14 protein-coding genes are annotated in these 12,065 nt (G+C 65.6%); 8 read left to right on the top strand and 6 right to left on the bottom strand.

Translation table 11 applies throughout. The features are described 5' to 3' along the window. The first annotated feature begins 10 nt into the window (after positions 1-10). Entirely contained in the window at positions 11-322 is a 312-nt protein-coding gene (locus OHA25_RS60355) for a hypothetical protein (protein WP_327591348.1), read from the top strand. 163 nt (positions 323-485) lie between these two features. Here the strand turns inward: OHA25_RS60355 and OHA25_RS60350 are convergent, their stop codons facing one another. From OHA25_RS60350 to OHA25_RS60340, 3 genes are all read right to left on the bottom strand, one after another. After that, positions 486-1,001, bottom strand: coding sequence for a WDGH domain-containing protein (locus OHA25_RS60350; protein ID WP_327591347.1), 516 nt, complete (start codon positions 999-1,001; stop codon positions 486-488). A 178-nt stretch (positions 1,002-1,179) separates the two neighbouring features. Beyond that, positions 1,180-2,364: an N-6 DNA methylase gene (locus tag OHA25_RS60345; protein WP_327591346.1), complete on the bottom strand. Its 1,185-nt coding sequence runs from the start codon at positions 2,362-2,364 to the stop codon at positions 1,180-1,182. Then, the gene (locus OHA25_RS60340; RefSeq protein WP_327591345.1) at positions 2,361-2,606 is read right to left on the bottom strand and encodes a hypothetical protein; all 246 of its coding nucleotides are present in this window, start codon (positions 2,604-2,606) and stop codon (positions 2,361-2,363) included. The genes OHA25_RS60345 and OHA25_RS60340 overlap by 4 nt, the downstream gene beginning before the upstream one ends. A gap of 98 nt (positions 2,607-2,704) precedes the next feature. Here OHA25_RS60340 and OHA25_RS60335 point away from each other — a divergent pair, with 98 nt between their 5' ends. Continuing rightward, the gene (locus OHA25_RS60335) at positions 2,705-2,968 is read left to right on the top strand and encodes a hypothetical protein (RefSeq protein ID WP_327591344.1); all 264 of its coding nucleotides are present in this window, start codon (positions 2,705-2,707) and stop codon (positions 2,966-2,968) included. Positions 2,969-3,016: 48 nt separating this feature from the next. Here the strand turns inward: OHA25_RS60335 and OHA25_RS60330 are convergent, their stop codons facing one another. Continuing rightward, the gene (locus OHA25_RS60330; RefSeq protein ID WP_327591343.1) at positions 3,017-3,661 is read right to left on the bottom strand and encodes an ATP-binding protein; all 645 of its coding nucleotides are present in this window, start codon (positions 3,659-3,661) and stop codon (positions 3,017-3,019) included. A gap of 219 nt (positions 3,662-3,880) precedes the next feature. Here OHA25_RS60330 and OHA25_RS60325 point away from each other — a divergent pair, with 219 nt between their 5' ends. Next, the gene (locus OHA25_RS60325) at positions 3,881-4,414 is read left to right on the top strand and encodes a hypothetical protein (protein WP_327591342.1); all 534 of its coding nucleotides are present in this window, start codon (positions 3,881-3,883) and stop codon (positions 4,412-4,414) included. Between the two features lie 36 nt (positions 4,415-4,450). Beyond that, complete coding sequence (locus OHA25_RS60320; RefSeq protein ID WP_327591341.1) at positions 4,451-7,717, top strand: DEAD/DEAH box helicase; 3,267 nt, start codon at positions 4,451-4,453, stop codon at positions 7,715-7,717. 102 nt (positions 7,718-7,819) lie between these two features. Here the strand turns inward: OHA25_RS60320 and OHA25_RS60315 are convergent, their stop codons facing one another. After that, a complete protein-coding gene (locus OHA25_RS60315; protein ID WP_327591340.1) occupies positions 7,820-8,248 on the bottom strand; it encodes an SsgA family sporulation/cell division regulator in 429 nt (142 codons plus the stop codon). 462 nt (positions 8,249-8,710) lie between these two features. On the opposite strand from OHA25_RS60315, the gene OHA25_RS60310 reads away from it, so the two are divergent. After that, on the top strand, positions 8,711-10,009 hold the full coding sequence (locus OHA25_RS60310; RefSeq protein ID WP_327591339.1) for a transcriptional regulator: 1,299 nt from the start codon (positions 8,711-8,713) through the stop codon (positions 10,007-10,009). A gap of 11 nt (positions 10,010-10,020) precedes the next feature. Further along, entirely contained in the window at positions 10,021-10,395 is a 375-nt protein-coding gene (locus OHA25_RS60305) for a hypothetical protein (protein ID WP_327591434.1), read from the top strand. An 83-nt stretch (positions 10,396-10,478) separates the two neighbouring features. On the opposite strand, the gene OHA25_RS61770 is transcribed toward OHA25_RS60305, so the two are convergent. After that, entirely contained in the window at positions 10,479-10,775 is a 297-nt protein-coding gene (locus OHA25_RS61770) for an endonuclease domain-containing protein (RefSeq protein WP_442942259.1), read from the bottom strand. A gap of 150 nt (positions 10,776-10,925) precedes the next feature. Between OHA25_RS61770 and OHA25_RS60300 the strand changes: the two genes are divergently transcribed. Continuing rightward, positions 10,926-11,579 carry a hypothetical protein gene (locus OHA25_RS60300; protein ID WP_327591338.1) on the top strand — a complete coding sequence of 218 codons (654 nt, stop codon included), beginning with the start codon at positions 10,926-10,928 and terminating at the stop codon, positions 11,577-11,579. A gap of 128 nt (positions 11,580-11,707) precedes the next feature. Continuing rightward, positions 11,708-12,016: a hypothetical protein gene (locus tag OHA25_RS60295; protein ID WP_327591337.1), complete on the top strand. Its 309-nt coding sequence runs from the start codon at positions 11,708-11,710 to the stop codon at positions 12,014-12,016. Positions 12,017-12,065 lie beyond the last annotated feature (49 nt).

Below are 12,065 nucleotides of genomic sequence, written 5' to 3'. Positions count from 1 at the left end.
GGTGGAGGGCGTGCAGGATGGCCAGCAGGGTGTGTGCGATGGCCGCTTCCTGGGGATCTGCCTGGCCCTGCTGGACGTGGTGGCGCAGCTGGTCACTGGCCATTGCCAGACGCTCACCCGCACGCCGGTCGCCCAGCAGGGCACCGGCCGAGCCGAGCACGGCGTCGACGACGGCTCGATCGACCGGGTGAGTCAGCAGATCGTTGTCCTGGCAGGCCCGCTCGGCGGTCGCCGCCAGGTGCTGCCGGGCGGCGACGAGCATGGGGGACGGGATTGTCGCAGCGGTCATGACGGAGACCTTCTCTTCCTTGATCAGTTGTGAACCTGTGGTGGTGGTGCACGCCGGGCAGTCGCTGCGCGGGGTGGCTGATTGCTGGCTTAGTGGAACAGGCCGTCCTGTCTGGCCTTGCGCCGCTCCCTGTGGGTGCGAGCGGGCCACGACGAGCTCGGCGACGAGGCGAGCCAGGCGAGGCCGCGGCGGCCCGCTACAGGTAGTGCCAACGGTCGCCGCGGCGGTGCGCGAAGCGAATGCCATGGTCGCGCAGGCGCCGGACCTTGAGCAGTGCTCCGCCCTCCCGGACTTCCAGCACCTGCACGCGATCTTCCTTCTTGATGAACAGAAACTGGCCGGCTTGAACATCAGCGGCATCGAGGTCATCAGGCGCTGCCCCCAAAGGGGTGCACTTGCGCACCAGCCTGTCCAGGCGCCGGTACTTCTGGGTGGTGCTGTGGCCATCCCACAGCGGCCCATCCGGGTACGTCATCCTCGGCACGTGGGGAAACAAGACCAGGTCCTCCGAGTGGAGATGCCAGGACATTTGTCCCTGTGGGGTGTGCACGTAGAGCAGGGCCATCCCCGGCTGACTCGGGTCGCCGTGAACGATGCAGGCGGGGTGGTGGCCGGTGAGAAATGCGAGCAGGGCGGCTCGTTCCTGATAAACCGGTCGGTCGTCTGCGGCGATCTCGGCCGAGGCGGGTGCGCAACTCTGCGGGGTCTTCACCAGGTGCTCCTTGTCAATGTGTCGGATCAGAACAGGCGAGGTTTGGCGCCGCGGTGAAGGAGGGCGGCTATGCGATCTGGTTGCGGTGCGCGAGCTGCGCCGGTCTTCCGAGGAACTCGAGCAGGATGTCGCCGTGGCACTCACGGTCTTCCTTGCACCTCCACCAGGCGGTCTCTGGTCACGAGGCCACCAGCTTTCGCAGCTGAGCGAACTTCTCCTGGCGACTGCCCTTGACGGCTGTATGCCGGACGCAGGCGGGCGTGCTAGTGTCCGGCGGGCCATAGCGGGCGAAGATGCCGATCGTCACCGGCGTGCGGATCCCAGGGAAGATGCGGGAGGGCACAGGCGCCTGGTGGCCCTCAGGTGACAACTCCACGATCCAGCCCTCGTCGGCCACGCGCCGCAGGTGCTCCCGCATTCCGGCGAAGGCGCCGCCGATCAGGTATGCGTGGGGGGTGAGCAGCGCTACCGCGCCGCCCGGGTCACGGGCCTCCAGCGCTTGCCAGACCGCCCACCGCCAGAAGAACGTCCACAGGTTTGACAGCTTGCCGTCCGTGCGGCCGTTGGTGCGGAAATCGTCCATGCACGGCCGGGGCAGCAGTTCCGGCATACCTGCGGTGCGGCGCTGTTCCAGCCAGGGCGCTCGTCCCTTGGCGTGCTCGCTGTAGGGCGGGTTGCCGATGATGATCAGTGGTACGGGCTCGTCCAGCCTCTTGGCCAACGCGGGCGGCATGTCACCGGCGAGCGCGTCGCCGACGATGATGTTGTCGTCGAGCCAGTCGAAGGGACGGCGGCCGTCGATGTCGAGCCAGCAGCCCGCCTTGGCGACCTCCACGGCGACTGGGTCGAGGTCGACGCCGAACACGGAGCGGCTGTAGACCTCGGGAAGTACGGCCAGGATGTCGCCAGGCGAGGGGTCGGGACGTCCGGTGACCAATGCCGAACACACCACAGCCAACCGCGCGGCGGCCCATTCCAGGAGAATCCCGGCTCCACAGGTCGGATCTAGGACCAAGGTGTCGAGCGCGTTGTCGGGCACGACGACCAGTTGGCCGCGTAGGCGAGGCTCGAGCCCCTCCAAGGTGAAGCGAGCCAGAAACAGCGCCACATCCTCCGGGGTGAAGAACGTGCCATGATGAGCGCGGTGCTCATCGTCCAGCACCGCCTCGTAGGCGGCACCAAGCTCGGCCGGCCCCCAAACGGACAGGTCACCGAGCGGGCCTAGATCCAGTACCACCGCCGGCACGTCGAACGGAGGAACGAGACCGCGCGCGGCCGCGCACGCGTTGACCAACTGCCGCATCGCTGCCCCAGGGTCTCCCGTACGCTGCAGGAGCTCGCTCAGCGTCCGTCTGTCCGTCATCTCGCCGGTGACCCCTTGCGATCTGCCGAGCACGTGGTCCGGCTCGGAGGAGGACCGCCGCACTTCGAAACCACCGTCGTGATCTTCGGCATCTCGGCGCCCAGAGTGATCTCTATCTGCAGACGCTGCTCGATGGCGGCCTGGTGCTCGGGCGGCGCCTGACGCGCCAGGCGGGCCAACTCCAGCAGGACCAGCGTGCCGCTCATCCGGTCGATGGTGATGTGTGCGGCCAAGCGATCCATCACGCCCTCCCTGTCGCCCAGGCTCGACCTGGCGAGAGGCAAGCCTTCGACGTCGCAGGCGTGGCGTGGGGGCATTCTGGGTGAGGTGTCGTACACCAGTGCAGCCCGGCGAAGGTGATCCCGCCGGGTGCGGCCGCGCCCAGAGCGAGACCACGGGCCAGAGCGTTGAACGCCTCGGCGCAGTGACGACCGCCGAACTGAAGATCATCACCATGGGTCGCGATGATCTCCGCGGCCTCTTCGGCCGCGCGTTGGCGCTGATCGTCCGTCAACGACTTCAGTGCGTCGATCTGGAGGGGTACGGCCAGTTGCAGTGTCAGTTTGAGGATGAATGTTTGATCAGATTGCATGACCGGCCCTGATGAGAGACTCGTGGATCTTGCGGGGGTGAAGGGCAGTTGAGCCGTCAGTCAGGGATCGCCGCTCTGCCCAGGCACGGCCACAGGCAGAACCAGGCGGAACCATGACCGTGTGGCGCCCTCGGTGTATTCGGTGCCGCTCACGGTGGCCACGGCGCGGACAATGGAGAGCCCCCGGCCGTGCTCGGCCGGCGCCCACCCCGTGAGGGCCGAGTGACCCTCAGGCAGCTCGCCCTGGTCGATCACCGACACCTGAACCCATCGGCTGGGGACGTATTCGCAGCGAACCGTGAACGTGCCGCCCTCCAAAGCGGAAGCGCTGTGGCGTACGGCGTTGCCAGCGAGCTCAGAACCGAGCAAGACCGCCCATTCTGCGCAGGGACAGTCGGCGAGGACGTCTGCCAGGAAGGTGCGGACGCGGTGAACTTGTGATGGGAGTCCGGGAAAGCTCTTCTCGCGCGTTCTACGCCGAGTCGTCATCGACAGGTCTGCAAGGACCTCGTCGGGGCTGGCATCGTCCGGAATCGATAGGCCGCGGGCTTCCAGGAACTCGACCAGGTACTCCGCGGGCCTGGCCTCGTGCCGCTGATCGGCCGCGACTGTGGCCCGAACGTAGGCCAGCAGCGACTCGCAGTCCTCCACGGCCAGCCGGCTGTCACCCGGGAGCGTGCCCGTGAGAGCTGTTGCGCTGGGCATCCCGTAGCCTCCCTCCCCTGATCAGAGGTGCTCTACGGTTCTACGATAGATTGCACTAAACAGATGCAATATATCTAACATGATAGTTGTATGTGCTCGCTTCTTGATCTTCCGCGGTTCGGAGGGGGTCGTGCGCTGGGTCGCGTGCGGAGCTCGGACGCATGGCAATGCCCCGACTGTAGATGTATTCTACTACTAAAAATGACGAGAGGACCTCAGATGCCTCCCAACCAGACACACCAGCTTGACCCGGTCCACGCTCTGCGCGCCATCGCCAGTTCTCTGACCGCCGTCGCCGACCGGATCGGTTCCTCGGGCGGCGCCCTCACCACTCAGCTGCCCGCCGACGAAGCCGTCGGCGGTGCCGAGCACCTGATCGACGCGATCGACGTTCTCCGAACACGCTGCCCTGCGACGGCCGCGATCTACGGCGCGATCCGTGAACTGGCCACCACGGCACGGGCGTACCTGACCATCGCACAGACAACGTCCGACATCGATACCTCGCCGATGTGGCGGCACCTCGCCAGCGCCACTGCTGACTACTTGTCCACGTTGCCTGTGGATGACCTCCAGACCCTGGCCCACCAGAACGGCTTCGTCCATCCCGAGTTCGTGGGATGGACCGCCGGCCGCAAGCGCCATCCCCTGGTGCACTGGCTCGATCCGGCCTATCCGGCGGACCACCCCTCCAAGATCGCGATCCAGGCAAGAGCACTCGAGCGGCGCGGTGTCGTCGCCACCTCTACGTGACCCACTGCGGCTTACGGTTTTCGCCTCACCGCCTCCGTGCGGCCCTCCTCCGGGCCGCACGGGCGTTCACTCCGACCCCCGAAGGGCAATCACGCGGTGACTGATCTCCTGATTCGCCACCCGCCGGTCCGGCCGCGACGTGGCTTCCCCACACCGCGACCCGACCAAGCCGAGGTGCTGGCCAAGCTCGAGCGCGTCTTTCGCGATCACGACCGTGCTCAGGCGGTCATGGCTTGTGGCAGTGGCAAGACCTTTATTTCTCGCTGGCACGCCGAGCGTTCCCAGGCGCACTGCACGCTTGTCCTGCTGCCGTCGCTCTCCCTCATCACGCAATTCCTGCGCGAGTGGCGCCGTGCCGGCAATTGGCCCTTCGACGCTCTCGTGGTCTGTTCCGACCCGTCCACCGCAGCCGGCGCGGACAAGAGTGGTGCTGACGACGTTGCCGATGGACTAGACCTGCTCGGCGCGACTCAGCGCGCTCCGGTCACCACTTCCGCCCAAAAGGTCTCGCATTTCCTGACGACCACCTCCTCGGCACGACCTCAGGTGGTGTTCTGCACATACCACTCGCTGCCGGTGATCCGGGACGCGCAGCGCATCGCTGCCAACCAGCACCGTGACGCCGGATTTGACCTCCTTGTCGCCGACGAGGCGCACCACCTGGGAGGCCGCCCCCGCGAGGACTTCCGCCTGGCGCTGAACCCCCACGCGATCCTCGCGCGCAAGCGGCTCTTCATGACCGCCACTCCCTACATCACCTCCCGCCCAGAATCGCTGTCGATGAGCGACGAACGCATCTTCGGCCCTATCGCGGCCCGCCTCACTTTCAGCGCCGCCATAGCCCAGCGACTACTGACCGACTACCAGGTCGCCGTGATCGCCGATCGGTCTCACGACAATCGCGCTGGTCTATCAGAGGGTTCGCAGCTGCTCTCCGCCGTCATGGCCGCCGTCCAGCAGCACGGATTGCGCCGCATCATCTCCTTCCACGGCCGCGTCGACAAGGCCGCGGCCTTCGCTACAGCGCTCGTCGGCAAGCGCTTGCCAGACGGGCGCCTCCTTCGAGCCCGGCACCTCAGCGGGGACATGCTCGCCGAGCAACGTGCCCACGCTCTTTCCTGGTTGGCCAACGACGACCCGGAAGAAGTCCGGGTCGTGTCCAACGCCCATTGCCTGGCGGAGGGCGTCGACGTGCCCGCCGTCGACGGGGTGGTCTTCGCCGATCCCCTGAGCAGCATGACCCGGATCATCCAGGCCGTCGGGAGGGTCATGCGGCCTGCACCGGGCAAACAGATCGGCACAATCGTGGTTCCTGTCGCTCTGTCGGCCGATGGCGACGACGACAGCACCCTGTTGACTGGTCCTTTCGCGCACGTCTGGTCGGTGCTGCGTGCGCTTCGAGCGCACGACGAGCGCCTGGCGGCCGACATGGACCGCGCCAAGAGCGCTCACTCCAGGCGTGGCACCGCTCCAGCTCGGCTCAGCCGCGTCAGCTTCGTGCTTCCCGGCAACATGGACGAAGCCTCCCTTCGCCTGCGGCTGGTCCAGGAGGTGGGTTCTCAATGGGCGGCCTTCTACGGGCTGCTGCAGGACTACGCCGACCGGCACGAGGGCCGTGTCGTGCCATGGCAGGCGAGCTGGCGGGGCGCTCCGCTGGGCAACTGGTGTGAGCAGCAGCGTGTGGCCTACCGGGAGAAACGACTCCCTGCGGACCGGGCTCGCCTGCTGGAGCAGGTGCCCGGCTGGACCTGGGAACGCGAGGACGGGTACTGGCAGCAGACTCTGAAGATTCTTACCGCTCTGGCGCGCGAGCGGGGAACGTTGCTCCAGGATCCGGCCGAGCCTTCGATCTATGACGGGCTGAAGGCCGCCGAGAACCGTCACCTTGGCCCATGGGTCGCACGACAACGGCAGTTGTACCGCGACGAGATGCTCAGCCGTGATCGTACCCGTCAACTGGCTGCACTTCCGGGATGGCGCTGGGACGGAGGGCTGCCCGCCGACGACGTGGCCATGATCCAGGCTCTGCGGCTATTCTGCGAGTTCGAGCACCATGCCGACGTGGGCGAAGCTCATATGGAGAATGGCCTGCCCCTGGGCCGCTGGGTGTGGGCCGTGCGACGGCGGAAGCTGACCGGCCGACTTCATCCCGCCCTCGAAGAGGAGATCATCGCTGCCACCCCGTACACGGCCAACGGGGAGCCCAGCTTCCGCTGGCAAGTGAGCGAAACACGGTGGCGCCTCGCGTACTCCGCGCTCCAGCGCTACGCCCGACGGGAAGGGCACGCCACCCCGCCCAGCAGCCAGATCGAGGAGCTGCCCGACGGCGCTATACACCTGGGACGCTGGACAACCCGGCAACGACACCTCTACCGGAAGGGGCGCCTGGACCCTCAGCTTGCGACCTGGCTGAACGCCGTACCCGGCTGGAAATGGGAAGTGCCGTTGACCCGAGTGGAATACGGAGAGCCTCTGGACCTGGGCGGCCACCCACACGGCACAGCGAAAGGAATCGCCGCCCACTGTCCCTGCGAGCTATGTCTCGACGCCAGGCGCACCCGAGATCGCGAGCGCCTTGCGCAGCAACGACAACTGGTCGATCCCGTCCCGGCCGGCCCTGCTCAGCGCCACGTGCAACACCTTGAAACGTCCGGTGCCAAGCGAACCGCGATCCAGGTCGCCTCCAGCGTCCCTCTCGGCGTGATTCGGACCCTACTCAAGGGCGAATGCGAGGAATTGGAGCGCTCGTACGCCGACTCATTGCTGGCCACCACACTCGACATGTGCACCGCTCGCATGTCGCAGGCTGGCAGCCGCGGACGCACCACCAACCCCGACAACGAGCGCATTGACATCCAGCCCACGCTCACGCTGCTGGATGATCTCGCATCCCGTGGATTCAATCGCATGTGGGTAGCCCGAGAGCTCGGCTACGCTGGCGGCCTTCAACTCAACAAGCACGTCATCACCAGACGGCTTGCCAATGCGATCGCGGCCTTGCACACCCGCGTCGGCGACCTTCGGGTTCCCGGCCCTCGACGCAACCACCGGATCCCGCCTCTAGCGGAACTTCTGGATCAGCACTCTGCTCATGCGTCCGACGATCGCACCGCCACAATGGCGCCCTCGCGTCGGCGCCCTCGCCCCTACAAGGCAGTTCTTATGACGGGCGACAAGCACTGCCCACGGTGCGGCACCACCTGTCCTCGCACCAACTTCTACCGCAATCCGGACACGGTTGACCTGCTCAGCCCTTGGTGCAAGCCCTGCCATAACGAGATCGGCTTTCGTCCTGTCGTGTGATCGAGGGCTCCCGTTCGACGAGCGGAGCCTCGATCCTTTCCAGCACCGCAGCGCAGTGTCATGCAGCTGCGCCTGAGTTCCGCTGGCAGAGCGAACGCATGGTCAAGATGCGCGGCCGAGGAAGTCGTCAAGACCAGCCTCGAGCGCGGAGGACTCGGTACCGCTGGGGACCAGCTCGAAGGTCTCGGCCAAGAACTCTAGGGCCCGCCCGGCACCGACCACGAGATCGTTGACTTCCCCATCGGCGCAACGGAGCGAGATCACCAGGTGCGGACTCCTCCCGCCGGGCAACGGACCCAGACGTACGCTGCCCTTGCCAACGTGCCGTGTGAAAGCAGCGCTGAAAGCGTCACGATCGATCCACCACGAATCTTGATCCGGGTAACTCAGGAACGTGAGACATACCGCATACGGATTCTCTCGAGGTACGTAAGAGAGCTGAGCCCTGAGCGGCATCCGCCAAAGGACCAGGCCGTTGACCCTGAGATAGAGCCGACAGGTGATCGAGACTTCCGACATGGTGATTGTCATGATGAATGCGCCTCATCGCAGCTGAAGTGGAGGCCAGCCCCGCATGCCCGCTGGGGAGGCGTCGGTAGTTCCTGCCGTTCACTCATTGTTGAGTTTGCGTTGCGCATAGCAGGCCTCCGCGTGTTGGTTAACCGGCGAGCAGAGCCGGAACTGAGGTACCGTGCCCAGTCGTCATCGAATCTCCAGCTGGGGTGTTGCTTTTACTGTTGCTGCCGTCCCCTCGCGATCCAAGCTTCCTGGCTGCCAGTCCTGCACGATCGCCTAGGTAGCGGCTTAGATTCTCCGTGCGAGGAGCCCGGCCACATCAGCTCTGTCGGTCACAATTTGACGGTCGCATCGCCGACGTCGAGCCGCCAATGTCGCGGCACCGCACTTACACTGCAACGGCACTGCACGTTGACCGCACATCCGCCTCATCGCAGAGTAACCTCAGGGCACGCACCCCCCTGTGGAGGTCGGGCAGTGAACGTCGTCAAATGGACCGGCGCCTCAGCCGCCGCGCTCAGGCAGGCATACCGGCTTTCCCAGCTTGAATTCGCTCAGCGCCTGGGGGTGTCCCCGCGAACGGTGGCCAACTGGGACACCAGGCCAAGCCTCAAGCCAGGCACCACTCAGCAACGCATCCTCGACACCGCTTTGCGGATGGCTCCCGAAGACGTCCGGGCCAGGTTCTTTCTTCTGACCTCCGCCACCGACACCCCGCCGCCCGAGCTGGCACTGCTGTGCGATCAGGAGATCGACGAGATGAACCGACGAGAGTTGCTCCGCTTGTTCAGCATGGCGGGGGTGGTTGTCGCGGCGCCGCCGCTGGACGACGAAATTGACCTTCAGTGGGTTGCCCACGCCAGCCGTTCCGGACGTGTGGATCAGGCCAACCTGGACCAGTTCGAGGCCCTGAATTCTCATCTATGGCGAGTCTTCGTCTTGGCGCCGTCCAAGGCCAAGGTGTACCCGCTCGTCCAGGACCATCTGGCGGTCCTTGTTCGGAGTCTGCAACATCCCAACGGACCAGCAGTACGGCGGCGACTGTGTTCCTTGACCGCTGACCTGTTCCAGCTCGCGGGCGAAATCTTCTTCGACGGAGACCGGTACACCGACGCCGCCCACTGCTACACGCTGGCAGCCACTGCCGGCAAGGAGGCCGAAGCCTTCGACCTCTGGGCCTGTGCGATGACCCGCCACGCCTACATCGGTGTTTACGAGCGTCAATACGACAAGGCCGAACCGATGCTGGACCTCGCGCTTCGCCTTGCTCGCCGAGGAGACAGCAGCCTGTCCACCCGCCATTGGGTGGCGGCCGTCCAGGCGGAAACGTGGGCCGGGCTCGGTGACCTAGGTGCTTGCGAACGTGCATTGGATCAAGCTGCCCTGGTCCGGGACCTGAATGGAGAGGTGCACACCGGAGGTTGGCTCCGCTTCGATGGCGACCGGCTTGCCGAGGAGCGGGGTACCTGCTACGTCGCACTGCGTCGTCCAGACTTGGCCGAGCAAGTTCTTTCCCAGGCGCTGGCGCAAAGCCTCTCGGCTCGCCGACGCGGCGGCGTTCTGATCGACTTGGCGGTTCTCGGTCTGCAACGCGGCGATCGGGACCAGGTGGTGTCTTACGGAGAATCCGCGGTGGAACTCGCTCGGCACACGGGGTCGATGTTCATCGCTCGGCGTCTGCGCGGCTTGCAAGATCAGATGAAGCCGCTCCTGCATGATCAGCGAATGGATACCTTGAATCAAGACATCAATAGCCTGATCACATCGGCAGCATGAGCGAAAAGGATATGACCATGAGTGAGGCTGGGCGGGTCTTCCGAGCAGCGTGGATCAACGGCGTCCGCAAGCACTATCCCGGCGAGCCGAAGGCCGGCTACGTCACACCGTGGGAGGAGACGCCCCAGTGGGAGCAAGACGCCGCCACGGCGGTGGCCGAGCAGGTGCACGCGTTCATCAAGTCCACGAACGGCACCACGGCCAAGCTGACCCGCGAGCAGCGCGGTCGGTTCATCGCCATCTGCTGGACCGGGCAAATCTACAAGCACTTCGTCGACCCGAAACCCTCGTACGTCGCCGACTGGGACGATCTTCCTGCGTGGCAGAAGGAAACCGACGCGGACATCTTCGACCACATTGAGCAGAGCATCACGGCAACTACCTGACGAGACACCATCGATCCAGACGGCAGCCCCTCCCCGGCGTCTTGCGGGAGAGGCGTGAGCGATGCCGGTCCAGATCAAGCGCGTTAACACGGTGCCATCAGGGGCTGGGATGAGAGTCGTTTGTCTGTAGGTCTCCTAGCCGTACGACGCAGCCGGTGAGCTCGCCCGGTAGGCGGCGAGTGGCGAGCAGGCCGGGGTGTGCGGCCATGATGCGATGCCGCAGGCGGCGTTGGATTCGCGGTATTGCAAGGCCCGCACAGCGGGCCGCGCACCAGGCCGATGGCATGGTCGTGGTCGATCTCACGGTGAATGACGCGGCCGGCAGTGGCGCACCGGCCGCCCTGAAGCGGACAGCCAGCTCGCCGCCGCCGTCGGGACATGCTCCGCCTTGTCCGCGCTGTCCGACGCCACTCTCGCGGTCTACCGTGGAGGCATTCCCCTCGTGCGAAGGGAGATCCGTGGCTACCCGCCGTCCTCCGCTGACGCCCCAATCCGCCGAGATCACCACCGCTACCGTCGAGATCAAGGCAATGACCGTCAACGGCAAGCAGGTCACCCTCGCCGTCTTCCGGCAGCTCTACGAAGAACCCCTGTACGACTCCCGGACGTGGAAGGCGTTCGGGACGCCATGGTGCCGGGTCAACTACCACCCCGATAAGTGCGACCGGGATCGCGATTCCGTGGTCCACGAGCACGTGGTGTGGCAGAAAGACGACGAGCTTCGCCGCGCCCGTGTTGATCGGCCGTTGGGCACGGTGGACGCAGTTCCCCGGTTCGACGACCGGCCTGAAGACGAGCTTGCGGTCTGCGTGGCCGCCGAAAGTATCGGCAATGCCCGGATCGTCTCCGTCCAAGGGGCTGACAGCTACGACTACGACTCCAAGACGCCGCCACCGTTGCCAGCGGCGTATGTTGCGGCGAAATTCGACACTGGTCATCAGTCGGAGGCCAAACTTCACCTGTCGTCGGTGCGAGTGGCCCGCGTTGTGCAGGGCTACGGACAGCAGCCCCATCCTGAGCTGCACCGCGAGCACGACCGCCTGCACCCCAGCGGCGGCGACGGATGCGCCCGTGTCGCGAAGAGTCTCAGCCAGCGGCTTTCGTGGGCCGACACGTGGCTGGAGCGAGCGCAGACCCGGTGGGACGAGGTCTGCGAGCTTCCCCAGGTCTTCATCGCGTTGTGACCCCTCAGACGCGCTGAACAAGCCTGACCGAAAGCCGAGAAACCTTCACGACAGGTGTTGCCAGTGACATTTGGACACGGTGTGGAGAAGATGCCTCTCCGTCCTGAAGCGCCCAGAAAGTGTCACGCATGCACGAATCGATTGTCACGCTCCAGCAACTCATTGACGAGGACCGGGCAGCAGTTCGTGCCATGACGGAAGAACTTGATCGCGCCGCAGCCTCCGGCGTGACGCTGATGAACCGGCTGTACCTCGAAGTGCAGATCCATACACGATCCAAGCGGGCCGAGGAACATGCGGGCCTGGTCAGGGACTGCACCGACGCCATCGAGCGCGGGTTGTCCTCGGAGTCAGCGCGCGCTTTGGTACTGATCCAGTTCACCGCCGCCACCATGATCGAGCAAAGGAACGCGGAGGCGGCCCACGGCCTTGACTGACGCCGTGAGCGCTGCGGGTCAAGCGCGAGGCCCACTATCGGTTTCTCAA

Origin of the sequence: Nonomuraea sp. NBC_00507, from assembly GCF_036013525.1 — a bacterium.
GTDB lineage: Bacteria > Actinomycetota > Actinomycetes > Streptosporangiales > Streptosporangiaceae > Nonomuraea.
This window is presented reverse-complemented; position numbering and strand designations above follow the sequence as displayed.